Raw genomic sequence first — 26,223 nt, 5'->3', positions numbered from 1 at the left:
CCGCCCCCGCCGCCCTGGCGCGGCTTGACGCGCAGATGCTGGCGCACAACGCCTCGCCGGGCGGCGCCGCCGATCTCCTTGCCGCCACCCTGTTTCTCGACCGGGTTGCCGGCTAACGCATTCAGAGGATGTTATGGAACAGATTACATTGTCATTTCCTGCCAGCCGCGCCCTCCGCGGCCGAGCGCTGGCAGGGGTTGTAGGTTCAGGCGATATGGAAGTGCTCTATACCGCCGCCGGGAGCGATACGCTCAGCGTGCAAATTACCACCTCGGTGGATAACAGCCAGGCGCGCTGGCAGGCGCTGTTCGACCGGCTGAGCCTGATTAACGGCCTGCCCGCCGGGCAGTTGGTTATTCACGACTTCGGCGCCACGCCGGGCGTCGCCCGTATTCGTATTGAACAAGTCTTTGAGGAGGCCGCTCATGCGTAACGATCGCAGCTTTATCGAACTGCGCGCTCGCGAACGCGCCCACGCTCTGCTGGACGACGGCAGCTACCGTGAACTGCTGGATCCGTTTGACGGCATTATGTCGCCGTGGCTCGGGGCGCAGGGCATTGTCCCGCAGTCCGACGACGGTATGGTGGTCGCCAAAGGCACTATCAACGGCCAGCCGGCGGTGGTGATTGCCATCGAAGGCACCTTCCAGGGCGGCAGTATGGGCGAAGTCTCCGGCGCCAAAATGGCCGCCGCGCTGGAGCTGGCGGCGGAGGATAACCGCAACGGTATCCCGACGCAGGCGGTCCTGTGCCTGGAAACCGGCGGCGTCCGGCTACAGGAGGCCAACCTTGGCCTGGCCGCCATCGCCGATATTCACGCGGCGATTGTCGATCTGCGCCGCTACACCCCGGTAGTCGGCATCATCGCTGGCACCGTCGGCTGCTTCGGCGGCATGTCCATCGCCGCCGCGCTGTGCAGCTATCTCATCGTCACCCGAGAAGCCCGTCTCGGCCTCAACGGCCCGCAGGTTATCGAGCAGGAAGCCGGCATTGAAGAGTACGACTCGCGTAACCGGCCGTTTATCTGGAGCATGACCGGCGGCGAAATTCGCGCCGCCAGCGGCCTGGTCGACGCGCTGGTTAACGATGGCGTCAAGGCCGTCAAAACCGCGATGAACGAAGCGATCGCCAAAGGCGTACCGGCGCAGCACCGCAGCGACAATTATGACGACTATCTGCGCCGTTTGAGCCAGTTCGACACCCGCCAGCAGGCGGATACCGCGCAGATTAAACAGCTTTTTGCCCGGGAGGAAAAATAATGAGTCAGTTCCCAAACCGCGCCGCGCTATGGCTGAACAAACTGGCGCCCGAGGCGCCGCTGATGAGCGGCCTGTGCCCTTCCGTGCAGGTGGCAGACGTCCAGCTTAATGGCGAAAAGGTGCGTTTTATCGCCGTAGTGCCTGACGCTAATAACCACTACCCGCGCGCCGCCGGTGGCGAAGTCGGCCTGCTCGAAGGCTGGACGCTGGCGAAAGTGGTCAACGAAACCCTCGACGCCGATGCCGATAAAACGGTAAAGCGCCCGATTATCGCGGTTATCGATGTCCCCAGCCAGGCCTATGGCCGTCGCGAAGAAGCCTTTGGTATTCACCAGGCGCTGGCCGGAGCGGCAGGCGCCTACGCCAAAGCCCGTCTGGCCGGCCATCCGGTGATTGGCCTGATCGTCGGCAAAGCGATGTCCGGGGCGTTTCTGGCCCACGGCTACCAGGCCAACCGTCTGATCGCCTTTAACGACAGCGGCGTACTGGTCCACGCGATGGGTAAAGCGTCGGCCGCGCGCATTACCCTGCGCAGCGTGGAGGCGCTGGAGAAACTGGCGGCGACCATCCCGCCGATGGCCTATGACGTCAGCAACTACGCCACGCTCGGCCTGCTCTCCGCTCTGCTTGACATCAGCCATCCGGACGCCCCTGACGACCACGATCTGGCGCTGGTCAGCCACACCCTGCGCGACGCCATCGCTGACGCGCGCCAGGATCCCTCGCTGAAGTGCCGCCTGGGTGCGGAAAACCGCCGCAGCTCGCAGCGGGTCCGCGACCTGATGCGCGCCAGCTGGTAACACGTTCGTACGTAAGTAGTAGAAGAAAACCTGCCGGAAGCCGTCCCCCGGAGCGCGTCATAACCGCGCCGGGTAGGGACGGCTTTAAGAAAAAATAACAATCGCGCCAGTACTCTATTTTATTTACAGGTGATTTATGACTTATGTGATTATTCATGCTCTTGCCCCGATTTTCGTCATTATGCTGCTGGGCTTCTGGGCCGGTAAGGCCGGGATGGTAGATAACAAAAATGTCTCCCTGCTCAATATCTTTGTAATGGACTTTGCCTTACCCGCTACGCTGTTCAGCGCCACGGTGCAAACTCCGTGGGCCGGTATCGTCGCCCAGTCGCCGTTGGTGCTGGTGCTCACTGGCGCGATGTGGATCACCTACGCCGGGATTTACTTCCTCGCCACCAGCGTCTTCAAACGCACCCCGCAGGATGCCGCGGTGCTGACCCTCACCGTCGCCCTGCCGAACTATGCCGCGCTGGGCCTGCCGATCCTCGGCAGCGTGCTCGGCGAAGGTGCATCGACTTCGCTGTCGGTGGCGGTCTCTATCGCCTGCGGTTCGGTACTGATGACCCCCTTCTGCCTGCTGATTCTGGAACGTGAAAAAGCCCGCGCCGCGGGGGAAACCACCGGTTCTACGCTGGCGATGCTGCCGGTGCTGATGTGGCGTTCGGTGAAAAAGCCGATCGTCTGGGGCCCGCTGCTCGGGGTGGTGCTTTCCGCTATCGGCATTAAAATGCCGGACCTGCTGCTGGCCGCCATCAAACCGCTGGGCCTGGCCGCCACCGCCGCGGCGCTGTTCCTCACCGGGGTGATCCTCTCGGCGCGTAAACTGCAGCTCAATGCGCTGATCGCCACCTCCACCATCGTGAAACTGCTGGTACAGCCGTTTATCGCCTGGGGTCTGGTGATGCTGCTGGGTCTGCACGGCGCCATCGCCATCACCGCGATCCTGATGATTGCCCTGGCCGCCGGCTTCTTCGGCGTGGTCTTCGGCAACCGCTTCGGCGTACAGTCCCCGGATGCTGAAGCCGTGCTGCTGTTGAGCTCGGTTCTGTGTATCCTGTCGCTACCGCTGTTTATCTCTTTGACTTCAGGACTGTAAACCATGTCATCAACGCCGCGTCCCCACGATTTAGTGTGGTTAAACCACGCCAGCGCCCTGGAAGATATAGTCGAGCCGTGGGTGGCTCAGCAGTGGCGAGCCGCGCTGCCGGTGGTGGTGAGGCGCGATGTTGACGGTCAGGCCCGCATCCCGGTTGGGGTGCGGGGCATGAAGCGCGAACAGCGCGCCGCCGGCTGGGTACAGGCGCACAATATCGTTCGCAGCGTCACCCCGGAGATGTTGGTGGAGCGCGAGCGCCTGCTGGGCTCCCCTTTTGTTTCGCAGCCGCCGGTCCAGGCGGCCATCGCCCTGACGCTGGGCGACTGGCCCTGGCGCTGGGGCGTCACCGGCAGCACCGGCTACGCGCTGGCGACCGAAATCCCGGTACTCCATGCGGCAAGCGATCTGGATCTACTGATCCGCGCCCCGCAGCCGCTGGCCCGCGAGGCGCTGCTGGAATGGCAATCCCGGGTGGCCCAGCTCCCGTGCCGCGCCGATACCCAGGTCGAAACGCCATACGGCGCCTTCGCCCTCAATGAGTGGCTACGCGATGGGCGAGCGCTGCTGAAAACGTCCCGCGGCGCGCGCTTAACCGCTGCGCCGTGGCGCAGGGAGGAATGATGAAGATTTTGTTTACTTTTCCCGGACAGGGTGCCCAGCGTACCGGCATGCTGGCGGCTATCCCCGACCGCGAAGCGATCCTCAGCCAGGCGCGCGCCGTGCTGGGGAATGAAGTCGAGGCCCTAGATAGCGCCGGATCGCTAAAACATACCCGTGCGGTCCAGCTCTGCCTGCTGATCGCCGGGGTAGCCTGGGCGCGCGAGCTACAGCGCCAGGGCGTCAATCCGCAGATTGTCAGCGGCCTGTCCATCGGCGCCTTTCCCGCAGCGGTGATTGCCGGCGCGCTCGATTTCGCCAGCGCGCTGCGCCTGGTGGCCCTGCGCGGCGATCTTATGGAGCAGGCCTATCCCGAAGGTTACGGGCTGACGGCGATCATGGGCCTGACCCGCCCGCGGGTTGAGGCGCTGATGCAGGGTCACGAGGTCTATCTTGCCAACCTGAACGCCGAAACGCAGATCGTGATCGCAGGACGCGATGAAGCCATGGCCGAGGTGGCGCAGCTGGCGCTGCAGGCGGGCGCCAGTAAGGCGCAGCGGCTGGCGGTCAGCGTCCCGTCGCACTGCGCGCTGCTGGATAAACCCGCCGCCGCGCTGGCAACAGCCTTTGCCGACGTGACCTTAACGCGCCCGCAGTGCGCCTATTTAAGCGGCTCGACGGCGCGGGTGCTGTGGGATCCGCAGCGGATCGCCGACGATCTGGCGATGAACATGGCGCGCACCGTCCACTGGCAGGAGGCGATGATCGCCGCCGATGAGCGCGACGCGCGCTTAGCCATTGAGATGCCCCCCGGCGGGGTATTGACCTGCCTGACCCGCCAGGCGGGCTGGCGCGGGGAGACCCTTTCGCTGGAACGCAGCGGCGTGGACGTCGCCCGCCATCTGGCGCAGCGGCTTAGCGATTAAGGCTCCGGGCGTACATTCTCCCTTCCGCCGCCAGCGCCAGCAGGTCGGCATCGCGTTCGCGATGGTGTGAATAGACAATCGAGATCAGCTGGCGCATCTGGTACGGTTCCGCCAGCTTTAACAGCTGTACATCTTTTTCATAGACTTTTTTCATCCGCCCCGGCAGCAGCGCAAACCCGACGCCCGCCTGCACCAGGCTAATCATCGAAAAGATGTCATTCACCCGGGTGACGATCGTCGGCTCGAAGCCAGCGATATGAAACGCTTCCCGGAACCCGGCATAGGTGGCGAACCCCTCCGCCAGCGAGACGAATTTCCGGTCGGCGTAATCGCGCAGGTCAGCAAGCTGTGTGCTATCCAGCTGCGCTGTCGCCGGGGCGGCGAGAAAGATATCGTCCTCAAACAGCGGCACCACGTCGAAAGCGGTATTGTTGAACTCCCCTTCATTGGTGGCGATCAGGATAGCGTCGAGGGCGTCGTCTTCCAGCATATCCAGCAGCATCTGGTTAGAGCCCATGGTCAAATCCAGCTCCAGCTCCGGGCGACGCAGCTTCATACCCATGATAATGCGTGGGACGGTTTCCAGGGTCAGGGAATAGAGGGTGCCGATGCGCAGCCGCCCCTGGCCGACGCCGGCGACTTTGCGCGTCGCCTCAAGGCCGCGGCTCATCAGACTCATCACATCCTGACAATATTCCAGCAGCGTCCACGCCGCCTGCAGCGGCAGCAGATTGCGCCCTTTATGGACAAACAGCGGGCAGCCCACCCCCTCTTCCAGGGTATGCAGCGCGCGGTGAACGCTGACGCTGCTAAGCTTCATCGCTTCGGCGGTTCTGGCGATGTTGCCCTTCGCCATAAACATCATAAAGACCGACAGCTTGCGGAAGGTGATCTCCTGGTTGATATCGTCTTGCATAGCCCTTCCACACTCCTGATTTGCTTTTCTTTTTTCAATTCAAATCAGTATATCGTTTATGACGGCAAAGTTGCAGGCAGAGAGCGGCTTAGGCCGGCAAGGAACGCAAAAAAGGGAAGACCGTGGTCTTCCCTTTTGTTCTCTATCGAGTTTGCTTTTACAGCGCCATATCGTGCTGCGGCGAGGCGTCGCGCTGTGGCTCAGCCGGCTTCGCGGTCGCGGTGGGCGCAGCCGCTGGCATCTGGATCACCGGCGGTTTCGTCAGCTGCAGGGTCGCGGCGGTATCATCCCAAACCTGCTGGGTCAGCGCCACGTTACCGTTCAGCTTCTGGCCGTAGCTCGGCACGATCTGGTGGATACGGGTCTGCCACTCCGGCGAGTTAAACTGCGTCGGGAACATCTGCTTGAGCACATTGAGGGTGATCGGCGCGGCGGTGGAAGCCCCTGGCGATGCGCCGAGCAGCGCGGAAATGGTTTTCTGCTGATCGACCACCACTTCGGTGCCCAGTTTCAGCACGCCGCCCTTCTCTGCGTCTTTCTTAATGATCTGCACGCGCTGGCCGGCCTGGATCAGCTTCCAGTCCTCTTTACGCGCGTCCGGGTAGTACTCTTTCAGCGCGGCGAAGCGGTCATCATCGCTGAGCATCACCTGGCTGACGAGATATTTCACCAGGTCGAAGTTATCGAGTCCGACGTGGGTCATCGGCAGCACGTTGTCAGTGGTGGTGGTGCTCAACAGGTCGAAGAAGGAACCGTTTTTCAGGAACTTGGTCGAGAAGGTGGCGAACGGCCCAAACAGCACCACGCGCTTGCCATCCAGGTAGCGGGCGTCAAGGTGCGGTACCGACATCGGCGGCGCGCCGACCGAAGCCTGGCCATACACTTTCTCGAGGTGCTGCGCGGTGACCGCCGGGTTCTCGGTCATCAGGAACGAACCGCCCACCGGGAAGCCAGCATAGTTGTCCGCTTCCGGAATACCGGTTTTCTGCAGCAGCTTCAGCGCGCCGCCGCCGGCGCCGATAAAGACGTATTTCGCGTCAATAGTCTGCGCTTCCCCGCTCTGCACGTTCTTAATGGTCACGTGCCAGGAGTTATCGGCATTGCGTTTGAAATCGGTGACCTCAGAGGAGGTTTGCAGGGTGAAATGGCTGTTTTTCTTCAGGCTGCCGATCAGCTGCCGGGTAATTTCGCCGTAGTTCACGTCGGTACCGACCGGCGTCCAGGTGGCAGCCACTTTTTGCTGCGGATCGCGGCCTTCCATCACCAACGGCGCCCACTGTTTAATTTGCGCGTGATCGGTGGAGAATTTCATTCCCTGGAATAAGGTGGTCTGCTGCAGCGCGTTATAACGCTTTTGCAGATAATCAACATTATCGCCCCAGACGAAACTCATATGCGGCGTGGAATTAATAAAGGAGTGCGGATCGTGCAAAATACCGCGCTTCACCTGTGCCGACCAGAACTGACGGGAGATCATAAACTGTTCGTTAATATCCAGCGCTTTGCTGACGTCAATCGATCCGTCGGCCCGCTCCGGCGTATAGTTCAGCTCCATATTCGCCGAGTGGCCGGTACCGGCGTTATTCCAGCCGTTGGAAGATTCCAGGGCCACGCCGTCCAGTTTCTCCACCATCGTCAGGTCCCAGTCCGGCTGCAGCGCCTGCAGCCAGGTGCCAAGCGAGGCGCTCATGATCCCGCCGCCAATCAGCAGGAAGTCAGTTTTTTTAGAGGTATCCGCTTCAGCATGCGTCGCCGCGCTGACGAACATCGCTAATGCGGTAAAGGAAATAATCGTTTTTTTCATTGCAGGCATAATAGAATTATCACGTAGCACACGGTAATAAGAGGCAGCATATTAACGCACTTTTACTTTATTTTAAAATATCATTTACACTCTCGCATTTTTAATCAAATAATTATTTAACTTAAAAAATCAGAACGACGCAAAAATAAAAGTCGCCGTAAAATTATCGCTGAAAATTCAGCGCGATTGCCGGGGAAAATAGAAAAGAGGGGTTTCTTTAGTTAATAAAGTCCAGACGCGCACACCGTTGGTGCGCGCCTGGCGACAGGCTTAATGGGCGGGAGTGACAGCGCTGCGCTGGGCTTCGCGCAGGGCAAGACGCAGATGATCGTGATGTTTGGTCAGCAGCTCCCGCGCGTGCCAGGCGTCCAGCCCGCTAAGCAGCATCAGGATCGCGGTGCGGCATTGGTGGTGGCAGCTGGTCAGCGCGGCTTTTGCTTCGCTGCGCGTGCAGTCGGTGGCCGCCATGACAATCGCCACCTGCCGCTCCGCCCAGTGCGGAGTGTCAGCCTGCAGATCCACCCGCAGGTTGCTGTACACCCGGCCGTCACGGATAGCGAGGCCCGTCGACACCATGTTAAGGATCTGCCGCTGGGCCAGCCGGGCCTTCGGATTGGTCAAGCCCGCCACCGCTTCCGGCCCGGTCTGCGGAGCAATAACAATATCCGCCAGCTGCGCCGCCTCGCTGGCCGCCTGCTGGGTCACCACCGCGATCGGGGCCCCCAGCGACCAGGCGTGGCGCATCGCCCCCCAGACCCACGGGGTCTTGCCGCTAACGGTCAGCGCCAGCAGCATATCGTGGCTGGAAAAGTCCAGCGACTGCAGCTCGAAGGCGCCAAGATCGTAATTATTCGCTGCCGTCTCCCGCTCGGCCATCGCCGCCGTCTGGCCACCGGCAATCAGCCCCACCAGCGCGTGTTTGCCTTCCGGAGAGTAGTCGCTGACCGCCTGGACTGCCGTGCGGCCTGATTCCCCGGCGCCGATAATGACCAGACGCCCTCCCCGGCTCATTGTCGCGGTGGCGATATCAATCAACCGGGCGATATCCGGCAGACAGGCGCCGACCGCCTCCGATATCTGCTTATCATCCTGATGCAGCATCGCCAGCATGTCGGCGGTGGCGAGGCGATCGATGTGGGTGGTATCCGGGTGACGACGTGCCTGCATTGACGCGGTTAGCGAACTGCTCATAACAACCTCCATTTACGACAGAAAAAGCGCATCTCGGCGAAATCAGCGGCCTGATGCATATCCTTATATTCATCAGGACTATTTAACCTCTGTCGCCACTATAAGGGGAATCTTCCGCGCTTTACCGCCGTCGGGGTCACAGTTTACCGTCCCGATCGCCCGTTCACGGACAATTGCCGATTATCTGAGCAATCCTGTCTCAGGTCTTATCTTCGCCTTCCGCCTGCATGGCCAGCCAGAAGGATTGCTGACAGAGGTTATAAAATTGTTTGCGCATTGGCTTCACCTCCAGGCCGGCGCTGTCGATAACCTGCCAGTCGATCCAGCACTCCGGGCAGGAGGCGGCATCCTGTTGCGGAAGCTCGAGCTCGTAGCGGTGCTGGATCACCACCCCGCTGCGATGCCGCCAGCGCGCGATCTCCCACTCTGCTTCCGCTTCACGGTCCTGTTGACGATGCTGCGCCAGTCGTTCAACGTGCTGTTGCCGGAGGATATCCCGGACCAGAGATGCCAGTTCCATCATGTCTGCCTTAAGCCTGTGGCGAAAAGCGACAGTTTATCGTGGACGGGCCGAGGCTACCGTAGCAAAAGCGGCCTTTTGCTTTGATTACACGGCTTTATGAATGCCGCGCTATCAGCGATAATAATCGTTCACTGAATCTATCCGGGATCGTCATGAAGGCATCAGAGCACCCGCCTCGCGTTCGTCAACGCGCCTTACCGCTAAAGCTGAGCACCGCCGTCTCCTTGATGATTGGCAGCGTGATCGGCGCCGTGCTGCTGCTGGTCTATGCCCTGTGGTATATGCAGATCAGCAATGCCACCCGCGACGGCCTGAAAGAGACCGCGCTGGCGGTGGCGCGTACCATGGCTGATATGCCGCAGGTGAAGCGCGGACTGGCGGCGCCGCCGCAGCAGCAGATTATTCAGCCGCTGGCGCAGGCCATCACCCGGCGCAACGACCTGCTGTACGCTATCGTCACCGATATGCACGGTATTCGCTATTCGCATCCGGACAGCTCAATTATTGGCAAACCCTTCATCGGCCACGATATCCAGCCGACGCTGCAGGGAAAAGAGAACGTGGCCATTAACCACGGGGTGCTGGCCCCGGCGCTGCGGGTGTTTACCCCGGTGTTCAACGACCAGCATCAGCAGATTGGCGTGGTGGTGGTCGGCATTTCGCTGAGTAAAGTGGACGAGCAGATCGCCAACAGCCGCTGGGACGTGCTGCTGACCATCCTGTTCAGCGCGCTGGTCTGCGCCATCGGCACCTGGAGCCTGGTGCGCGGCCTGAAGCGCGTCCTGCTGGGGCTGGAGCCGCACGAAATCTCCACTCAGTTTCAGCAACGTCAGGCCATGCTTCACGCCCTCAAGGAGGGTGTGGTGGCCGTCGATGCCCATGGTGAGGTTAACCTGATCAACCCGGCGGCGCGCGAGATACTCTTTTCCGGGCCGGACAAGACCCTCGCGCATACCCCGCTGCTCGCCGACCTGCAGACGGTTTTGCACAGCGGCGAGCCGATGTACGACCGCGAGCTGGGGTGCAATGGCCTGTTGCTCATCAGCAACACGGTGCCTATCCGCAGCCAGGAGGCGGTGGTCGGCGCCATCTGTACCTTCCGCGATAAGACCGAAGTCAGCCAGCTGCTGCAGCGGCTGGACGGCATGATGAGCTATGTGGATGCCCTGCGCACCACCTCTCATGAGTTCATGAACAAACTGCACGTGATCCTCGGCCTGCTGAATATGAAAAGCTATGGCAAACTCGAGGAGTACGTGCTGCAGACCGCCCACCGCTACCAGGGGGACATCGGCGATATTCAGCACCGCATAAAATCCCCGGTGGTGGCCGGCTTTCTGATAAGTAAAATGCAGCGCGCCACCGAGTGCGGCTTTACCCTTAAGCTGGCGGAAGAGAGCCTGGTGCCGGATTGCCCGAATGAAAAGCAGGTCACCGTGCTGGTGACGGTGCTGGGCAACCTTATCGAGAACGCGCTGGACGCCATGAGCGGTCAGGCGGAGGGCGAAATCGGCCTGCTGCTGCACTATCAGGACGGCTGGCTAAGCGGTGAAGTGAGCGACGACGGGCCGGGGATCCCGGAAAACAACATCGACGCTATCTTTAACAAAGGCTTCTCCACCAAAGGCGAGAATCGCGGCGTCGGGCTGTTTCTCGCCAACCAGCAATTACGCGAGCTGGGCGGCACCCTCGCCGTCGAGTCGGAACCCGGCGTATTTACCCAATTTTTTGTTCATCTCCCCTGGGATAGTAAAAGGAAACGTGCGTGATAAATGTGTTGATTGTTGACGATGATGCCATGGTGGCCGAACTGAATCGCCTGTACGTGGCAAGGGTTCCCGGCTTTCGTTGCAGCGGGAGCGCCTCGACGCTCAGTCAAGCCCGGGAGATGATTAACGATCCGCAGCTGGAGATCGATCTGGTGCTGCTGGATGTCTATATGCAGCAGGACAGCGGGCTCGATCTGCTGCCGACTATCCGTAAATCGGGGCGCGCCATCGATGTCATCATGATCACCTCGGCGGCGGATGCCGCCACGGTGCAGACCGCCATGCATTACGGAGTGGTCGATTACCTGATTAAACCTTTCCAGTTTCCCCGTTTTGAAGAGGCGCTCACCACCTGGCGGGAGAAGCGCAAGCTGATAACCGGTCAACCCTATTACGAGCAGGCCGACGTTGACCGCCTGCTGCACGGCGGCGCGCCGGAGGCCAGCGACGCGCGCAAGCTGCCCAAGGGGCTTACCGCGCAAACCCTGCGCACCCTGTGCCAGTGGATTGACGCCCACCCGGACGTTGAATTCTCTACCGATGAGCTGGCGGCGGCGGTGAATATCTCCCGCGTTTCCTGCCGTAAGTATCTGATCTGGCTGGCGCAGATCAATATTCTCTATACCACTATCCACTACGGCGCCACCGGGCGGCCGGTCTATCGCTACCGCCTGGTGGCCGAACAGTACAGTTTGCTTAAGCAGTACAGTCAGTAACGCGGTAGCCGCTGTCCAGCGACGCAAAGCGCAAGCGCTGCGGCGATGACAGTATAATGTCGCGATTTTTGGTGACGAAAATCGCGTCGATATCCTGCCGTTGACGCAGCGCTGCGCAGCCTTTCTCGACGCCGAGGCCGAACAGCAGCGTGGTCCAGATATCGCCGTCTAAAGAATCGCTGGAAATCACCGTGACGCTGTCGAGTTCGTTGTCCAGCGGGTAACCGCTGCGCGGGTCGAGAATATGGTGCCAGCGCTTGCCGTCCTGCTCGAAATAACGTTCGTAGGTGCCCGAGGTGACTACCGACTGTCCGTTGACCGTCAGGGAGCCGATCAGCGCCTGCGCATCGGCAAACGGTTTTTTCAGGCCAATAGCCCATTCGCCGAGGGTATGCACATTGCCGCCGAGGTTGATCAGCGCCCTTTCCACCTGCTGCTGACGCAGATAATCACGCACCCGGTCAGCGATATAGCCTTTGGCGATCGCCCCAAGATCCAGCTCCATCCCCGGCTGCTGAAGAAACACGCTGCAGGTTGCCTCATCAAGGATCACCTCCTGCGGGCGGGTCAGCGCCAGCCGGGCCCTGATTTCGCCGGCGTCAGGCACGCTGTGTCCCTGAAAGCCAATCCGCCACAGCTTCACCAGCGGCCCAATCGCGAGGTTAAAGGCGCTGTCGCGCACCATGCTGGCGGCTTTGGCGCACTGAATGAGCTGAAAGACCGGGCGGCTGACGGTCACCGGGTGACGTCCGGCGGCGTGGTTGATATCCATCACCTGGGACTCGGCGCGGTTAACGGTAAGCAGATCTTCGTAGCGCTTGATTAACTGAAATACGCGGGAGGCCAGCGCCTCATCATGGGAGCAGAGTTTGAGCAGGATGGGAGAACCCATCAGAACGGCGGAGTAGCTATAGACGCGGTTATCAGACATCGGGCTCTCCTTAGTAGGGGTAAGCCGGGCGGCGACAGCGCCGGCCCGGCATCAACAATGGCGTGTTATCCTCTGGCGCGTTTCGCCGCCTGGTGGCCCGCGAGGGTGCCGAAGATGATGATATCCGCCACCGCGTTACCCCCGATACGGTTGCCGCCGTGGATCCCGCCAACCACCTCACCGGCGGCGTAGGCGCCGCGGATCGGCTGCCGGGCAACGTTCAGCACTTCGCCATCGGTGTTAATGGTCACGCCGCCCATGGTGTGGTGCACCCCCGGGGCGATACGAATGGCGTGGAACGGACCTTCGTTAATCGGCGCGCGCAGCGCGGTGGTCCGGCCAAACTGTTCATCATGCTGTTTTTCCACCGCCCCGTTGTAGCACTCGAGGGTGGCGAGGAAGGCATGGTAATCCATCCCCAGTTTCTCCGCCAGTTCACGCGGCGAGCTGGCGCTGGTGACGAAGCCTTTGGCGATGTACTCATCGGCGGCTTTGTTTTTCGCCCGTACATGTTCGTCAAAGACGATGTACGCATAGTGTTCCGGCAGGGCGATAATCGCCGCGGAGACTTTATCGCGGGTCTCCATTTCGTTGAAGAAGCGGTTACCCTGCTGGTTGACGAGGATCGCCCCACCGCCGCGAATCGACTCGGAAATCAGATAGGAGGTCTGCTGTTCAACGGTCGGGTGAATTTGAATTTCGCCCATATCCACCGTGTCGGCGCCGATACGCTCCAGCAGCGCGATACCGCTCCCGGTGGCCCCTTTGTGGTTGGTGGTGACGAAGCCTTCGAGGTCAGGACGATACTTCACCACCATCGCGCTGTTGGCGCTGAAGCCGCCGGTGGCCACCACAATGCTTTTGCTCTGGACTTCAATGATCTCGTTTTCGTCGTTGATCAGACGCACGCCGCTGACTTCATCGCCGCTCATCAGGATCTCTTCCACCGAGGTATCCAGCAGGACGTCGATGCCGCGTTTGGTGATGTTGCGCACCAGGCCGCTAATCAGATAGCCGCCGACCGCTGACCCGTCGCGCGGACGGTGGGTGCGGTCAATGCTCATCCCGCCGGTGGTGGTGATATCGTTGAGCATAATGCCGCGGTCAGCCAGCCATTCAATGGCTTGCGGGGCATTCTCCACGAAGCGGCGCAGCAGCTGCGGGTTGTTTTTATTGTGCCCGCCTTTCAGGGTTTCCTGATAGAACAGCTCTTTGCTGTCCTGAATGCCTTTCACGCGCTGGAAGCGGGTCTCCGCGGCGTTCATCCCGGCGGAAGCCTTGATGGTATTCCCGCCAATGGTCGGCATTTTCTCGACGATCAGCACGCTGGCGCCTTCGTCGTGAGCCTGAATGGCGGCCGCCAGACCGGCGCCGCCGCTGCCGACCACCACCACATCATAGCTTTTCGGCGCGGCGTCATTGCCGCCCTCTTCCGCCGCCAGCGCTTTGCTCGATTTCAGCATCGCTTTGGCGACCGCTTTTTTCACCGCCTCGCTCTGGCTGGTGGCCCCGGAAATAGCGTCCACGTGCGGGGTATTGGCGGTCAGAATACGTTCGCGGATCTCTTCGAAGCTGGTGGTGAACTCCACGGTCTGCACCGGGCTCGCCGCCAGTTCGATATCGGCGATATGGTCATTTTCGAGGCTGACGTTGATCACCAGCTCATTGGCGTCATCCTGAACGGTTTCAACAAACATCCCCGGCTTAAATTTGGCGTCGCCCATGCTCATGTCGCGGATCATCGCTTCCACCAGCGAGAAGCGCCACAGCGGTTCCGGAATATGCAGCACCTCGCGCTGGGTGCTGTCGATAAACAGCTCCAGCTCTTCACCCGCGGCGATACGAGCCGCCCAGTCCGGATAGGCGATGCAGGCGCGGCCCACGGCGATCAGGTCATAGCCATGATCGAGGCCCAGCTCGGCATCGGCGACGTTAACCACCCCGCCGACGCCCATCACCGGCACCTGAGCCAGAGTGTCAGAGCGCATGGCGCAGTATTTCTCAATCAGCGGCGTTGGGTCGCAGGTATCAACGATAGAGGGACGCAGAGTCGCGCCCACCGAGAAGTGCAGATAATCGACGCCGCGAGCGGCCAGTTTTTCCAGCAGATACATGGTGTCGTCGAAGCGGATCCCCGGGACCTCCATCTCTTCCGGCGAGAAGCGGTAACCGATGATAAAGGCATCGTCAGCGTACTGGCGGGCCATTTTATGGGTGATGTCGAGCACCGCCAGCGGGAAACGAGCGCGATTGTCGCGGCTACCGCCCCACTCGTCGTCGCGCTGGTTGGAGTTCGGCGAATAGAACTGCTGAATGAGATAGGTGTTAGCCCCGTGAATTTCGACCCCGTCGAAACCGGCGAGGATAGCGCGACGGACCCCATCGCCAAACTTGGCGATCATGGCTTCCACTTCGTCTCCGCTCAGCGCCCGCGGCATCGCGGCGCCCTCACGCGGGGCGGCGATAGCGCTCGGCGCCACCGGCTGGCGACCGCCGATCAGCTGCGGGTCGACCATGCGGCCGCCGTGATAGATCTGCAGAATCGCTTTCGAACCTTCCGCTTTAATCGCTTCGGCGATTTTCGCCAGGCCGGCGATTTTTTCATCGTTATCGATACCGATAGCACCCGGGAAGGCCAGGCCGTAGTCATCAATAAAGCAGCACTCGACAATAATGGTGCCGATGCTGCCGGCGCGAGCGCGATAGTATTCCACCAGCTCGCTGGTGACAGTCCCATCGAAATAACCGGTGCAGGTGGTCATCGGCGCCATGAGCAAACGGTTTTTCAGCTCCGTACCATTTGGTAAAGTAAATGGCTGCAGAATTCGTTCGTTACTGGTCATAAGTTACGCTCCAGATTTTAAAATATTAAAAATTCAGAATGGGGTGACGGAATCATTAATGGTTGTGGTTTTTTAATTCCTGTTGTCATGCCAATAATATAACGGGTTTTTTAGTTACTAAATCAATTACGTTAGTTATAAAACTATTTAACCCCAGCAATAACATCGCTACCTCTATTGTATTATTAAAATAATAAATAGCATTTACATAATACAAATGAACGATAACATTTCAGATACTTGCGTTAACATTCACAGAGACCAAACCCGCGCACATTACAGTTATTACTCAGTAACTTATGAAACACATGAAAAAAATTAGCATTAATTGCTTATTTTTGTTTTAACATTTACCGATATTTTCGCCAAAATAACACCTCATCACATAGGGTTATACTGATAATAAAAAAATAGTGAAATCACCTGCTTTTCTTGATCTTGATCAATTGCAACGGCCATTGAAAGCGCAATATATAAATAACCAATAAATTTAATTTAACGCCCATCAAATCGCGTTAAATAATCGCCACGACGATACTCAGAGACGCAAAATAAAAACTAAAGAAACTTTTGTAATTAAAGAAACCACTGAGCACATCGCTGGCGTAAACGTTATTTTCAACAACTTGCAGATACTCATTATGAAAGAGAAAAAGACAACCATACCGCCTGCCGGTGCAGTCAATCCAACGACTGCGAATAAAAAACGTCTCCTGATGATGGCGCTGCCAATTATCGTTGCCGTGCTGTTACTCTTCGTCCCGGTCCCGGACGGCCTACCGCCGTACGCCTGGCACTACTTCGCTATCTTCGTCGGGGTGATCGTCGGGTTGATTTTTGAACCACTGCCTGGCGCCGTTATCGGCATCACCGGCGTGGTGGTCATCGCCCTGTGCAGTCAGTGGCTGCTGTTCAGCCCTGAACAGATGGCCGCACCCGGCTTCAAAATGGCCGGCGCCTCCTTTAAGTGGGCGGTGAGCGGCTTCGGCAACTCCACCGTGTGGCTTATCTTCGGCGCCTTTATGTTCGCCGCCGGCTACGATAAAACCCAGTTCGGCCGCCGCCTGGCGCTGATTCTGGTGAAATATCTCGGCCGTCGCAGCCTGACGCTGGGCTACGCCATCACCTTCGCGGATCTGCTGCTGGCGCCGTTTACGCCGTCGAATACCGCGCGCAGCGGGGGCACCATCTACCCGATTATCGCCAACCTGCCGCCGCTGTACGGTTCAAAACCGAACGATCCGAGCGCGCGTAAAATCGGTTCCTATCTGATGTGGGTAGCGATCACCGCCGCCTGTATCACCAGCTCGATGTTCCTGTCGGCACTGGCGCCGAACCTGCTCGCGCTGGCGCTGGTAAAAAGCATCGTCGGTATCAACATCTCCTGGGGCACGTGGTTCATCGCCTTCCTGCCGCTTGGCGTACTGCTGATCCTGACCATGCCGCTGCTGGCCTACTGGTTCTACCCGCCGGAAGTGAAAGTCAATAACGAAGTGCCGCTGTGGGCCGCTCGTGAACTGGAAAAACTGGGCAAACTGTCGCGCAATGAGATCCTGCTGCTGGTGTTCGTCTGCTTCGCGCTGATGATGTGGATCTTCGCCGCCGACTGGATTGAACCGGCTCTGGCCGCCCTGCTGGTTATCGTGCTGATGCTGTGGACCGGCGTGCTCTCCTGGAGCGATATCACCAACAACAAAGCGGCGTGGAACACCTTTGTCTGGTTCGCCACCCTGGTGGCGCTGGCCGACGGCCTCTCCTCTACCGGCTTTATCGCCTGGCTGGGTAAAGAGGGCGGCGCGCTGATGAGCGGTATCTCTCCGGGAATGGCGACCATCGTCCTGCTGCTGGCGTTCTACCTGCTGCACTATCTGTTTGCCAGCACCACCGCGCACACTACCGCGCTGCTGCCGGCCATGCTGACCATCGCCGCCACCATTCCGGGGATGAATATGGAAGTGTTCGTTCTGCTGATGGTCACCTCGCTGGGCGTGATGGGGATCATCACCCCGTACGGTACCGGCCCAAGCCCGATCTACTACGGCAGCGGCTATCTGCCGACCAAAGATTACTGGCGCCTCGGCACCATCTTTGGCGCCATCTTCCTGGCCGCCCTGTTGCTGATTGGCTATCCGTGGATGTCCATGATGTTCTGATTCATAACCGCCGGGACCACCCCGGCGGTTTTATCTTTATGGAGTAAGTGATTATGTCGACTAAACCGTTTGTTTATCAGGATCCGTTCCCGCTGGCGCACGACGATACCGAATACTATCTGCTCAGCAAAGCGCACGTCTCCGTCGCCGAATTTGACGGCCAGGAAGTGCTGAAGGTGGAACCGCAGGCGCTGACCCTGCTGGCGCAGCAGGCCTTCCACGACGCCGCCTTTATGCTGCGCGTCTCCCATCAGCAGCAGGTCGCGTCGATTCTGCTCGACCCGGAGGCCAGCGATAACGATAAATATGTCGCCCTGCAGTTCCTGCGCAACTCGGAAATCGCCGCCAAAGGCGTCCTGCCCACCTGTCAGGACACCGGCACCGCCATCATCATGGGTAAAAAAGGCCAGCGCGTCTGGACCGGCGGCGGCGACGAAGCCGCCCTGGCGCAGGGCGTGTACAACACCTATACCGAAGATAACCTGCGTTACTCGCAGAACGCCCCGCTGGATATGTATAAAGAGGTCAACACCGGCACCAACCTGCCGGCGCAGATCGATCTCTACAGCGTCGACGGCGACGAATATAAATTCCTGTGTATGGCGAAAGGCGGCGGTTCCGCTAATAAAACCTATCTCTATCAGGAAACCAAAGCGCTGATCACCCCGGCGAAGCTGAAAAACTATCTGGTCGAGAAGATGCGTACCCTCGGTACCGCGGCCTGCCCGCCGTACCATATCGCCTTTGTCATCGGCGGTACCTCGGCGGAAGCGACGCTGAAAACCGTCAAGCTGGCCTCCACCCGTTACTACGACGGTCTGCCAACCGAAGGCAACGAGCACGGTCAGGCGTTCCGCGATGTGCAGCTTGAGCAGGAACTGCTGCAGGAAGCGCAAAACCTCGGCCTCGGCGCGCAGTTCGGCGGCAAATACTTCGCCCACGATATCCGGGTGATCCGCCTGCCGCGCCACGGCGCCTCCTGTCCGATCGGCATGGGCGTCTCCTGCTCCGCCGACCGCAACATCAAAGCCAAAATCAACCGCGACGGTATCTGGATTGAGAAACTGGAGAGCAATCCAGGAAAATATATCCCTGAACATCTGCGTCAGCAGGGCGAAGGCAAGGTGGTCAGCATCAACCTTAATCAGCCGATGAGCGAGATCCTGGCGCAACTGTCCGCCCATCCGGTTTCCACCCGCCTGAGTCTCAACGGTACTATTATCGTCGCTCGCGATATCGCCCACGCCAAGCTGAAAGAGCTTATCGATAATGGCGAGGAACTGCCGCAGTACGTGAAAGATCATCCGATCTACTACGCCGGCCCGGCCAAAACGCCTGCCGGTTACGCCTCCGGCTCCCTCGGCCCGACCACCGCTGGCCGCATGGACTCTTACGTCGATCTGCTGCAGTCCCATGGCGCGAGCATGGTGATGCTGGCGAAAGGCAACCGCAGCCAGCAGGTCACCGACGCCTGCCACAAACACGGCGGCTTTTACCTCGGCAGCATCGGCGGCCCGGCGGCGGTGCTGGCGCAACAGAGCATCAAGAGCCTTGAGTGCGTGGCGTATCCGGAACTGGGGATGGAGGCGATCTGGAAAATCGAAGTGGAAGATTTCCCGGCGTTTATTCTCGTCGATGATAAAGGCAACGATTTCTTCCAGCAGATCCAGAACAAGCAGTGCGCCGGCTGTAAACAGCACGGCTAACGCCCCCCTCTGGCGCTAACAGCAGGCCGTCGCCGTACAGGTGACGGCTTGTTTTATGTCCGCGCCGCGCCAGCTTGAATTCACTTCCTGCCCGGCTATGCTCAACGACAAGTCGTCCCTTGATTGCTGAAAAATAACAATAATTCCCTTTCCCGGGTTGATGCTGACCCTCGGGACGACCGGGACGATGCCCCAGCCGTCGCGCCGCAGGAGGGTAAGAAATAATGGATAACGTAGCGGCATTTCCGCCGGGTGGCGTCTGTTCCTTACCCGGCCGACAACGACTGCCGGGCAATCCGACCTGGACGACGACTCAACCCTGCGCGGCGTCAATGTCGTCAAACACCTGCTGCGCCAGATGCATCGTGGCATTGGCCGCCGGCAGTCCGCAGTACAGCGCAGAGTGCATGATCAACTCTTTCAGCTCATCACGGGTCACCCCGTTGTTAAACGACGCGCGCAGATGCATCTTCAGCTCCGCCTCGCGATTGAGAGCAATCAGCATGGCAATGGTGATCATACTGCGGGTGTGGTGGTCGAGCCCCGGACGGGTCCAGGTCTCACCCCAGGCGTAGCGGGTGATAAAGTCCTGAAACTCTTCGTTCAACGGCGTCAGATGCTGCAGCGTACGGTCGACGTGGGCGTCGCCCAGTACTTTGCGCCGCACCGCCAACCCGTCCTGATAGCGCTGTTTATCCTCCATGGCGTTCTCCCTGGAAAAAGCTCAGCAGCGCTGAAGTAAAGCTTTTCGCCGCCTCAATGTTTGACAGATGCGATGCCGGCAGAACTACCACCTGGGAGGCGGGGATCTGCTGCTGCAGGAAATTAGCGTCACCGACCGTGGTGACAGGGTCACTTTCCCCGGCAATGATTAACGTCGGCAGCGGGATCTGCCCTACTTCGCCCCGCAGGTCGGCGGCGGCCAGCGCCTCACAGCAGGCGGCATAGCCTTCGGCGTCGGTATGGGTCAGCTGGTGACACAGGGCCTCCACCACCTCCGGCGCCTTCTGGCGAAACGCGTGGGTGAACCAGCGATCTGCCGCCCCGGCGGCCACCACCGCCATTCCCTCCTGGCGTACCGCCCGCGCCCGCGACAGCCAGCTGGCCTGATCGCCGATGCGCGCCGCGGTGTTCGCGACGGCCAGACCATAAAAACGCTCTGGCGCAAAGCGGCCCAGCCACAGACCGGTCAGACCGCCCATCGAGATCCCGCAGAACCAGGCGCGGTCGATATTCAGATGATCGAGCAGCGCAATCACATCTTCCCCCAGCTGGGCGAGGGTCACTTTGCCATTTTTCGTCGTTTTACCGTGGCCGTGGGTGTCGTAGCGCAGCACCCGGAAATGGGCGGTTAACGCCTCTATCTGCGGCTGCCACATCGCCCGGGTGGTACCCAGCGAGTTGGAGAGAACGATAACCGGCGCACCTTCCGGTCCGTCGAGTTGATAATCAAGATTCATCATGTTGCTCCTGATAACGCGCCAGCACCTGGCGCACAAAGCGTTCGGCGCTGCCGGTCGCCGTTGCCGGGTCCAGCAGCGTGGTTAAGCGTTCGCGGGAGAGATACTGACTAACCTGCGGGTCTGCCGCGAGCAGATCGACCAGCGGGCGGTGGCGGTCCAGCGCCTGACGGCACAGCACCTCAATATGATGGTGCGCCTCAGCTTTGCCGATGCATTCCGCCAGCGCCAGGGTCACCGCCTCAGCCATGATCAGCCCGTGGGTGATATCGAGGTCGGCGCGCATCTTTTGCGGGAAGACCTGCATGTCGCGCACCAGCGCCTCGCTTTGCGCCAGCGCCCCGCCCACCAGGGTAATCAGCTCCGGCAGGGTCTCCCACTCCGCCTGCCAGCCGCCCAGCGCCCGCTCGTGCTGCTGAATCTGGCAGGCGTAGAGGGTGGCCATCAGACCCGGGGTGCGCTGGGCGGCGGTCAGGATCGCCGCGCAAGCCACCGGATTGCGCTTATGCGGCATCGTCGACGAGCCGCCGCGCCCTTCCGCTACCGGCTCGCCCACCTCCGCCACTTCGGTCTGCATCAGCAGGGAGAAGTCATTAGCGAATTTCCCCAGGGTGCCGCAGACGCCAGCGAACCAGGCGCCTGCCTCCAGCAGCCGATCGCGCTGGCTGTGCCACGGGGTATCCGGCAGCGACAGACCGAGGTTCTGCGCCAGCGCCTGGCCAACCGCCGGTCCTTGCGCTTTCAGCGCGTCCAGGGTCCCCGCGGCGCCGCCGAACTGCAGCACCAGCAGACGCGGACGCATCTCCCGCAGCCGCTGCTGCCAGCGCAGCAGCGCGTCGAGAGTGCCCGCCAGCTTCAGACCAAAGGTCACCGGCAGCGCATGCTGCATCCAGGTCCGGCCCGGCATCACGCTGTGGCAATGACGGTCGGCCTGCCCGGCGAGGGCCGCCAACAGTCGCTCAAGCAGTTGCTCGGCGGCATCCAGCGCCCCGCGCAGCTGGAGCACCAGCCCGGTGTCGATAGCATCCTGACTGGTGGCGCCCCAGTGAACGTAGCGCGCGGCGTTTGGATCCCGCGCTTTTACCTGGGCCGTCAGCTGTTTCACCAGCGGGATCGCCAGATTACCCGCCCCCACAGCCGCCTCGCCCAGGGCGGTAAAATCGATCGCCTCGTGGCGGCAGGCCGCGACAATCGGCCCGACCGCCGCCGCCGGCACCATCCCGCAGGCGGCCTGCGCCTGGGCCAGCGCCGCTTCAAAATCCAGCATGCCCTGCACCCGCTGCGCGTCGCTGAACCAGTCGGTGAGCGGACTGCTGCGCAGCATCGGGGTCAACAAACTCATTCTGGCTCCTTAAACACGTTCAATAATCAGGGCGATCCCCTGCCCGACGCCGATGCACATGGTGCACAGCGCGTAGCGGCCGCCGGTCCGTTTCAGCTGGTAAGCTGCGGTCATCGCCAGGCGGCCGCCGGAGGCGCCGAGCGGATGCCCCAGGGCGATCGCCCCGCCGTTGGGGTTCACATGGACGGCATCGTCCGGTAAGCCCAAATCGCGGGTCACCGCCAGCGCCTGGGCGGCGAAGGCTTCATTCAGCTCGATCACATCCATCTGGGCTAACGTCAGACCGGTCTGCGCCAGCACCTTCCGCACCGCCGGCGCCGGGCCAAAGCCCATAATGCGCGGCGCCACCCCCGCCGTCGCCACGCCGACCACCCGGGCCAGCGGCTGAAGATCGTTGGCCGCCAGCGCGGTTTCGCTGGCCAGCAGCAGCGCGCAGGCGCCATCGTTAACGCCTGAGGCGTTGCCGGCGGTGACACTGCCGTCGGCGCGCACCACGCCGCGCAGTTTCGCCAGCGCCTCCAGCGAGGTGCTGCGCGGGTGTTCATCGCGGCTAAACCGCAGCGGCTCGCCTTTACGCTGCGGCACCTGGACGGCGATCAGCTCATCGGCAAAACGCCCAGCCTCCTGGGCCGCGGCGGTGCGCAGTTGACTGCGTAAGGCGAACGCATCCTGATCGGCGCGGGAAATGGCAAACTCATCGGCGACATTTTCCGCCGTCTCCGGCATGGAATGCACGCCGTACAGGGCTTTCATCTGCGGGTTAATAAAGCGCCAGCCGATGGTGGTATCCTCCATCTGCATGCTGCGGCTAAAGGCGCTCTCCGCTTTACCCATCACAAACGGCGCCCGGGACATACTCTCCACGCCGCCGGCGATCATCAGCTGCGTCTCCCCGCTTTTAATCGCCCGCGCCGCGACGCCGATCGCATCGAGGCTGGAGCCGCACAGGCGGTTGATGGTGCTGCCGGGCACGCTCTCCGGCAACCCGGCCAACAGCAGCGCCATCCGCGCCACGTTGCGGTTGTCTTCCCCGGCCTGGTTGGCGCAGCCAAAGATCACATCGTCAATGCGCGAAGGATCCAGTCCCGGGTTACGCTCCAGCAGCGCTTTCAGCGGCAGCGCCGCCAGGTCGTCAGCGCGCATCGTCGCCAGGGTACCACCAAAACGGCCAAAGGGTGTACGCACCGCATCACAGATAAATGCCTGATTCATCATAGGTTCCTTACGCGCTTTCCGCCAGTTGTTCAAAGGTCAGCGTCACCGGAGTGATGCGCTGCAGCTCTTCAAAAGAGAGACCGTTAAAGATTTCCCGCACCACCGGGCCGCGGTCGGTAATGTCGATCACCGCCAGGTCGGTATAGATCCGGCTCACGCAGCCGACGCCGGTCAGCGGGTAGCTGCACTGTTCCACCAGCTTGCACTCGCCGTCGCGGGTTAGATGGTCCATCATCACAAACACCTGGCGAGCGCCGATGGCCAGATCCATCGCCCCGCCGACCGCCGGGATGGCGTCCGGCGCGCCGGTGCTCCAGTTGGCGAGATCGCCGCTGGCGGAGACCTGATAGGCCCCCAGCACGCAGATATCGAGATGGCCGCCGCGCATCATGGCGAAGGAGTCGCCATGGTGGAAATAGCAGCCGCCCTGCAGGAGGGTAACGTACTCTTTACCGGCATTGATCAGCTCGGGATCTTCTTCTCCGGGCTGCGGCTTCGGCCCCATGCCCAGCAGGCCGTTCTCGCTGTGCAGGAACACCTCTTTGTCGGCAGGCAGGTAGTTGGCAATCCGGGTCGGCAGGCCAATGCCGAGGTTAACGTAAGCGCCTTCGGGGATATCGCGGGCCACGCGCTGGGCCATTTCGTCACGGGTCAGTTTTTGCATCTCGGGCTCCTCAGGCGCGTTGTGCGGCAGTCAGGTTTTCCAGCGAGAACACGCGCTGGACGAAAATGCCGGGGGTGATGATGTGTTCCGGGTCGAGGTCGCCCAGCGACACCAGCTGCGAGACTTCAACGATGGTGGTTTTCGCCGCCGTCGCCATAATCGGGCCAAAGTTGCGCGCTGCCTTGCGATACACCAGGTTGCCCCAGCGGTCGCCCTGGTGGGCTTTAATCAGCGCGAAATCGGCTTTGATCGGATACTCCAGCACATAGTGGCGGCCGTCGATTTCCCGTGTCTCCTTGCCTTCCGCCAGCGGCGTGCCGTAGCCGGTGGGGGTAAACACCGCGCCCAGCCCGGCGCCGGCGGCCTGGATCCGCGCCGCGAGGTTGCCCTGCGGCACCAGCTCCAGCTCCACTTTGCCGCGGCGATAGAGGTCATCGAAAATCTGGGAATCGACCTGGCGCGGGAAGGAGCAGATCATTTTGCGCACCCGGCCAGCCTTAAGCAGCGCCGCGAGCCCCACTTCGCCGTTGCCGGCGTTGTTGTTAATGATGGTCAGGTCGCGGGCGCCCTGGTCAATCAGGGCGTCAATCAGAAAGGTCGGCTGGCCGGCGGGACCAAAGCCGCCGATCATAATAGTCGCCCCGTCGTGGATCCCGGCGATGGCCTCGCTCAGCGTCGATACGCTTTTATCAATCATCAGGTCGCTCCATTGATGTGCGGTAATCGCACTTTTATTCGTTGTTCGCACAAAATGTGACCCGCTTAACGATGTCGGTCAAGGGCGATAATCGAAATATGGTGCGATAATCGAACATCGGTTATCTTTAGCGAAAGAATGTGATCGATGGCAAATATGGGGAACAGAAATGGACAAGCATCCAGACGATTTACTGACCGGCGACGGCGATCCGTTTAAGGGCGATCCTAACTTCATGGCCTCGCTGGCGCGCGGCCTGGAGGTGATTCAGGCATTCACGCCGCAGCGGCCCCTGCTGTCTATCTCACAGATCAGTCAAAAGACCGGCATTCCGCGCGCAGCGGTGCGCCGCTGCCTGTATACCCTGAGCAAGCTGGGGTTCGTTTATGCCGAAGACGGTAAGCATTTTCAGCTGCGGCCGCGGATCCTGGCCCTGGGGCACGCCTGGCTGGCCTCAACGCCGCTGGCGCGTTCGGCGCAGCCGGTGCTGCGGCATCTGAGCGAAATGCTCAATGAATCCTGCTCCATCGCCACCCTCGACGGGGACGATATCCTGTATATCGCCCGCGCTTCCAGCTCGCGGATCATGACCATCGACCTCGATATCGGCAGCCGCCTTCCGGCGTGGGCGACCTCGATGGGTCGGGTGCTGCTCAGCCATCAGCCGGAGGAGAAGCTCAACGACATGCTGGCCCGGGTAACCATGATCCGCTATACCCCGCAGACGGTGGATTCGGTGGCGAAGCTGCGCGCCGAGCTGAAACGGGTGCATCAGCAGGGGTATGCCCTCAATGATCAGGAGCTGGAGATGGGCCTGCGCTCCCTCGCGGTACCGCTGTTTAACGCCCAGGGGCAGGCGCAGGCGGCGCTGAACGTCGGGGTGCATGCGGGCCAGATGTCGGCCCGCGAGATGATCGACCGCGTGCTGCCGGAGCTGCAAAAAGCCGCTCGCGAGCTGACGCTGCTGCTGCGCTAGCGGCTGCGCTTGGCGTGCCGCTCCCAGGTCTCCTGCTTCGCTTCGGCCGATTTACGCAGCGCGACATAGCAGGCGCCGCTACCGCCATGATGTGGTAGCGCGGCGCAGAAGGCCTGCACCTCCGGCAGCTCTTCCAGCCAGCGCGCCAGATAGCTGCGGATGATATTGGCATGGGACTGGTCGTCGCGGCCTTTGCCGTGAACGATCAGCACATTGCGTAACCCCTCTTTCTGCGCCTGCACCATAAAGGCGAAGAGCATCTGCCGGCACTGTTCCACCGGCTGGCGCAGCAGGGAGAGGCTCGCCTGCTGGCTGTATTTCCCCCGCCGTAGCTTATCCAGCACACCGCTCTGCAGCCCTTCGCGCTTAAACTCCAGCGGCGTGGCGAGCGGTACGATATCGAGATAGCCGGTAGTGAGAAAATTATCCAGTTGCAGGGTGTCGACGCGCTGCGGGGCGCGACTGTTCCGCCCGGGATGCCAGTGCACGTCATTGTTACGTTTCAGGGGCTGGACATCTTCCATGGCGTCAAGAAACAGGGATTTGTCATCAAGGTTCATGGGCTCTCCTCCAGCGGCTGTCGCCAGCTACTATAGCCGCCTCGCGCTCCCCCCTCAACGCGTTTAGCCCCGTCTGCTG

At 60.8% G+C, this 26,223-nt stretch carries 25 protein-coding genes; 12 read left to right on the top strand and 13 right to left on the bottom strand.

The features are described from left to right. The 7 genes from ABLU95_RS19195 to mdcH all read left to right on the top strand — a co-directional run. Positions 1-116, top strand: a 116-nt coding sequence (locus ABLU95_RS19195; protein WP_348880208.1) for a triphosphoribosyl-dephospho-CoA synthase, incomplete at its 5' end; no start/stop codon positions are given. Between the two features lie 17 nt (positions 117-133). Next, positions 134-433 carry a malonate decarboxylase acyl carrier protein gene (gene mdcC, locus ABLU95_RS19190; protein WP_023289535.1) on the top strand — a complete coding sequence of 100 codons (300 nt, stop codon included), beginning with the start codon at positions 134-136 and terminating at the stop codon, positions 431-433. Further along, the gene (locus ABLU95_RS19185; protein WP_032452728.1) at positions 426-1,259 is read left to right on the top strand and encodes a biotin-independent malonate decarboxylase subunit beta; all 834 of its coding nucleotides are present in this window, start codon (positions 426-428) and stop codon (positions 1,257-1,259) included. The genes mdcC and ABLU95_RS19185 overlap by 8 nt, the downstream gene beginning before the upstream one ends. Continuing rightward, the gene (mdcE, locus tag ABLU95_RS19180) at positions 1,259-2,059 is read left to right on the top strand and encodes a biotin-independent malonate decarboxylase subunit gamma (protein WP_101992471.1); all 801 of its coding nucleotides are present in this window, start codon (positions 1,259-1,261) and stop codon (positions 2,057-2,059) included. Before ABLU95_RS19185 ends, mdcE begins: the two co-directional genes overlap by 1 nt. A 136-nt stretch (positions 2,060-2,195) precedes the next feature. Further along, positions 2,196-3,155 (top strand): AEC family transporter, encoded by a 960-nt coding sequence (locus ABLU95_RS19175; RefSeq protein ID WP_044522774.1) that lies wholly within the window; start codon positions 2,196-2,198, stop codon positions 3,153-3,155. A 3-nt stretch (positions 3,156-3,158) separates the two neighbouring features. Next, positions 3,159-3,776, top strand: coding sequence for a malonate decarboxylase holo-ACP synthase (locus tag ABLU95_RS19170; RefSeq protein WP_023289531.1), 618 nt, complete (start codon positions 3,159-3,161; stop codon positions 3,774-3,776). Next, positions 3,776-4,678 carry a malonate decarboxylase subunit epsilon gene (mdcH, locus tag ABLU95_RS19165; RefSeq protein ID WP_101992472.1) on the top strand — a complete coding sequence of 301 codons (903 nt, stop codon included), beginning with the start codon at positions 3,776-3,778 and terminating at the stop codon, positions 4,676-4,678. The genes ABLU95_RS19170 and mdcH overlap by 1 nt, the downstream gene beginning before the upstream one ends. Here the strand turns inward: mdcH and ABLU95_RS19160 are convergent. The 4 genes from ABLU95_RS19160 to ABLU95_RS19145 form a co-directional block, all read right to left on the bottom strand. Beyond that, on the bottom strand, positions 4,668-5,594 hold the full coding sequence (locus tag ABLU95_RS19160) for a LysR substrate-binding domain-containing protein (RefSeq protein WP_023289529.1): 927 nt from the start codon (positions 5,592-5,594) through the stop codon (positions 4,668-4,670). The two genes, mdcH and ABLU95_RS19160, sit on opposite strands and share 11 nt — an antisense overlap. A gap of 157 nt (positions 5,595-5,751) precedes the next feature. Then, positions 5,752-7,362 carry a malate dehydrogenase (quinone) gene (mqo, locus tag ABLU95_RS19155; RefSeq protein ID WP_236947715.1) on the bottom strand — a complete coding sequence of 537 codons (1,611 nt, stop codon included), beginning with the start codon at positions 7,360-7,362 and terminating at the stop codon, positions 5,752-5,754. 306 nt (positions 7,363-7,668) lie between these two features. Next, positions 7,669-8,589, bottom strand: a complete 921-nt coding sequence (locus tag ABLU95_RS19150; RefSeq protein WP_218810113.1) for an N-acetylmuramic acid 6-phosphate etherase — start codon at positions 8,587-8,589, stop codon at positions 7,669-7,671. Positions 8,590-8,788: 199 nt separating this feature from the next. Beyond that, positions 8,789-9,109: a hypothetical protein gene (locus ABLU95_RS19145; RefSeq protein WP_218810114.1), complete on the bottom strand. Its 321-nt coding sequence runs from the start codon at positions 9,107-9,109 to the stop codon at positions 8,789-8,791. A gap of 155 nt (positions 9,110-9,264) precedes the next feature. Between ABLU95_RS19145 and ABLU95_RS19140 the strand changes: the two genes are divergently transcribed. Both ABLU95_RS19140 and dcuR read left to right on the top strand, forming a co-directional pair. Continuing rightward, on the top strand, positions 9,265-10,881 hold the full coding sequence (locus tag ABLU95_RS19140; RefSeq protein ID WP_243805652.1) for a sensor histidine kinase: 1,617 nt from the start codon (positions 9,265-9,267) through the stop codon (positions 10,879-10,881). Further along, positions 10,878-11,597 carry a two-component system response regulator DcuR gene (dcuR, locus tag ABLU95_RS19135; protein WP_023289524.1) on the top strand — a complete coding sequence of 240 codons (720 nt, stop codon included), beginning with the start codon at positions 10,878-10,880 and terminating at the stop codon, positions 11,595-11,597. The genes ABLU95_RS19140 and dcuR overlap by 4 nt, the downstream gene beginning before the upstream one ends. On the opposite strand, the gene ABLU95_RS19130 is transcribed toward dcuR, so the two are convergent. After that, positions 11,578-12,528, bottom strand: coding sequence for an FAD:protein FMN transferase (locus ABLU95_RS19130; protein ID WP_023289523.1), 951 nt, complete (start codon positions 12,526-12,528; stop codon positions 11,578-11,580). The genes dcuR and ABLU95_RS19130 overlap by 20 nt on opposite strands. Before the next feature lie 65 nt (positions 12,529-12,593). Continuing rightward, positions 12,594-15,371: a flavocytochrome c gene (locus ABLU95_RS19125; RefSeq protein ID WP_218810115.1), complete on the bottom strand. Its 2,778-nt coding sequence runs from the start codon at positions 15,369-15,371 to the stop codon at positions 12,594-12,596. Between the two features lie 641 nt (positions 15,372-16,012). On the opposite strand from ABLU95_RS19125, the gene ABLU95_RS19120 reads away from it, so the two are divergent. Together ABLU95_RS19120 and fumA are read left to right on the top strand one after the other, a co-directional pair. Continuing rightward, positions 16,013-17,524 (top strand): anion permease, encoded by a 1,512-nt coding sequence (locus ABLU95_RS19120; protein WP_049092623.1) that lies wholly within the window; start codon positions 16,013-16,015, stop codon positions 17,522-17,524. 53 nt (positions 17,525-17,577) lie between these two features. Beyond that, positions 17,578-19,230: a class I fumarate hydratase FumA gene (gene fumA, locus ABLU95_RS19115; RefSeq protein WP_023289520.1), complete on the top strand. Its 1,653-nt coding sequence runs from the start codon at positions 17,578-17,580 to the stop codon at positions 19,228-19,230. Positions 19,231-19,543: 313 nt separating this feature from the next. Here fumA and pcaC read toward each other — a convergent pair whose 3' ends face one another. From pcaC to ABLU95_RS19085, 6 genes are read right to left on the bottom strand one after another with little or no spacing between them, the layout of a single operon-like run. Next, a complete protein-coding gene (pcaC, locus tag ABLU95_RS19110; RefSeq protein ID WP_023289519.1) occupies positions 19,544-19,933 on the bottom strand; it encodes a 4-carboxymuconolactone decarboxylase in 390 nt (129 codons plus the stop codon). Continuing rightward, positions 19,923-20,690 carry a 3-oxoadipate enol-lactonase gene (pcaD, locus tag ABLU95_RS19105; protein WP_080901503.1) on the bottom strand — a complete coding sequence of 256 codons (768 nt, stop codon included), beginning with the start codon at positions 20,688-20,690 and terminating at the stop codon, positions 19,923-19,925. Before pcaD ends, pcaC begins: the two co-directional genes overlap by 11 nt. Next, positions 20,680-22,032, bottom strand: coding sequence for a 3-carboxy-cis,cis-muconate cycloisomerase (locus ABLU95_RS19100; RefSeq protein ID WP_065882276.1), 1,353 nt, complete (start codon positions 22,030-22,032; stop codon positions 20,680-20,682). The genes pcaD and ABLU95_RS19100 overlap by 11 nt, the downstream gene beginning before the upstream one ends. 9 nt (positions 22,033-22,041) lie before the next feature. After that, a complete protein-coding gene (gene pcaF / locus ABLU95_RS19095; protein WP_348880205.1) occupies positions 22,042-23,244 on the bottom strand; it encodes a 3-oxoadipyl-CoA thiolase in 1,203 nt (400 codons plus the stop codon). A gap of 10 nt (positions 23,245-23,254) precedes the next feature. Beyond that, the gene (locus tag ABLU95_RS19090) at positions 23,255-23,911 is read right to left on the bottom strand and encodes a 3-oxoacid CoA-transferase subunit B (RefSeq protein ID WP_023289515.1); all 657 of its coding nucleotides are present in this window, start codon (positions 23,909-23,911) and stop codon (positions 23,255-23,257) included. A gap of 10 nt (positions 23,912-23,921) precedes the next feature. After that, entirely contained in the window at positions 23,922-24,608 is a 687-nt protein-coding gene (locus ABLU95_RS19085; RefSeq protein WP_023289514.1) for a 3-oxoacid CoA-transferase subunit A, read from the bottom strand. Positions 24,609-24,777: 169 nt separating this feature from the next. On the opposite strand from ABLU95_RS19085, the gene ABLU95_RS19080 reads away from it, so the two are divergent. Continuing rightward, on the top strand, positions 24,778-25,584 hold the full coding sequence (locus ABLU95_RS19080; RefSeq protein WP_023289513.1) for an IclR family transcriptional regulator C-terminal domain-containing protein: 807 nt from the start codon (positions 24,778-24,780) through the stop codon (positions 25,582-25,584). Here ABLU95_RS19080 and smrA read toward each other — a convergent pair. After that, complete coding sequence (gene smrA / locus ABLU95_RS19075; protein ID WP_032452707.1) at positions 25,581-26,144, bottom strand: DNA endonuclease SmrA; 564 nt, start codon at positions 26,142-26,144, stop codon at positions 25,581-25,583. The two genes, ABLU95_RS19080 and smrA, sit on opposite strands and share 4 nt — an antisense overlap. Positions 26,145-26,223 lie beyond the last annotated feature (79 nt).

Origin of the sequence: Klebsiella sp. GG_Kp146 (genome assembly GCF_040061975.1) — a bacterium.
Lineage (GTDB): Bacteria > Pseudomonadota > Gammaproteobacteria > Enterobacterales > Enterobacteriaceae > Klebsiella > Klebsiella quasipneumoniae.
The sequence above is the reverse complement of the archived record's forward strand: the minus strand, read 5'-3'. Positions and strand labels throughout refer to the sequence as shown.

What these genes read in the sequence shown, in the direction of transcription:
- ABLU95_RS19150 (WP_218810113.1), bottom strand. Translation starts at nt 8,589, where the DNA reads ATGAGCAGTTCGCTAACCGCGTCAATGCAGGCACGTCGTCACCCGGAT.
- ABLU95_RS19160 (WP_023289529.1), bottom strand. Translation starts at nt 5,594, where the DNA reads ATGCAAGACGATATCAACCAGGAGATCACCTTCCGCAAGCTGTCGGTC.
- ABLU95_RS19145 (WP_218810114.1), bottom strand. Translation starts at nt 9,109, where the DNA reads ATGGAACTGGCATCTCTGGTCCGGGATATCCTCCGGCAACAGCACGTT.
- ABLU95_RS19120 (WP_049092623.1), top strand. Translation starts at nt 16,013, where the DNA reads ATGAAAGAGAAAAAGACAACCATACCGCCTGCCGGTGCAGTCAATCCA.
- mdcE (WP_101992471.1), top strand. Translation starts at nt 1,259, where the DNA reads ATGAGTCAGTTCCCAAACCGCGCCGCGCTATGGCTGAACAAACTGGCG.
- mdcC (WP_023289535.1), top strand. Translation starts at nt 134, where the DNA reads ATGGAACAGATTACATTGTCATTTCCTGCCAGCCGCGCCCTCCGCGGC.
- smrA (WP_032452707.1), bottom strand. Translation starts at nt 26,144, where the DNA reads ATGAACCTTGATGACAAATCCCTGTTTCTTGACGCCATGGAAGATGTC.
- mdcH (WP_101992472.1), top strand. Translation starts at nt 3,776, where the DNA reads ATGAAGATTTTGTTTACTTTTCCCGGACAGGGTGCCCAGCGTACCGGC.
- mqo (WP_236947715.1), bottom strand. Translation starts at nt 7,362, where the DNA reads ATGTTCGTCAGCGCGGCGACGCATGCTGAAGCGGATACCTCTAAAAAA.
- ABLU95_RS19175 (WP_044522774.1), top strand. Translation starts at nt 2,196, where the DNA reads ATGACTTATGTGATTATTCATGCTCTTGCCCCGATTTTCGTCATTATG.
- pcaC (WP_023289519.1), bottom strand. Translation starts at nt 19,933, where the DNA reads ATGGAGGATAAACAGCGCTATCAGGACGGGTTGGCGGTGCGGCGCAAA.
- ABLU95_RS19140 (WP_243805652.1), top strand. Translation starts at nt 9,265, where the DNA reads ATGAAGGCATCAGAGCACCCGCCTCGCGTTCGTCAACGCGCCTTACCG.
- pcaD (WP_080901503.1), bottom strand. Translation starts at nt 20,690, where the DNA reads ATGAATCTTGATTATCAACTCGACGGACCGGAAGGTGCGCCGGTTATC.
- ABLU95_RS19090 (WP_023289515.1), bottom strand. Translation starts at nt 23,911, where the DNA reads ATGCAAAAACTGACCCGTGACGAAATGGCCCAGCGCGTGGCCCGCGAT.
- fumA (WP_023289520.1), top strand. Translation starts at nt 17,578, where the DNA reads ATGTCGACTAAACCGTTTGTTTATCAGGATCCGTTCCCGCTGGCGCAC.
- ABLU95_RS19080 (WP_023289513.1), top strand. Translation starts at nt 24,778, where the DNA reads ATGGACAAGCATCCAGACGATTTACTGACCGGCGACGGCGATCCGTTT.
- pcaF (WP_348880205.1), bottom strand. Translation starts at nt 23,244, where the DNA reads ATGAATCAGGCATTTATCTGTGATGCGGTGCGTACACCCTTTGGCCGT.
- ABLU95_RS19125 (WP_218810115.1), bottom strand. Translation starts at nt 15,371, where the DNA reads ATGACCAGTAACGAACGAATTCTGCAGCCATTTACTTTACCAAATGGT.
- ABLU95_RS19085 (WP_023289514.1), bottom strand. Translation starts at nt 24,608, where the DNA reads ATGATTGATAAAAGCGTATCGACGCTGAGCGAGGCCATCGCCGGGATC.
- ABLU95_RS19130 (WP_023289523.1), bottom strand. Translation starts at nt 12,528, where the DNA reads ATGTCTGATAACCGCGTCTATAGCTACTCCGCCGTTCTGATGGGTTCT.
- ABLU95_RS19185 (WP_032452728.1), top strand. Translation starts at nt 426, where the DNA reads ATGCGTAACGATCGCAGCTTTATCGAACTGCGCGCTCGCGAACGCGCC.
- ABLU95_RS19100 (WP_065882276.1), bottom strand. Translation starts at nt 22,032, where the DNA reads ATGAGTTTGTTGACCCCGATGCTGCGCAGCAGTCCGCTCACCGACTGG.
- ABLU95_RS19170 (WP_023289531.1), top strand. Translation starts at nt 3,159, where the DNA reads ATGTCATCAACGCCGCGTCCCCACGATTTAGTGTGGTTAAACCACGCC.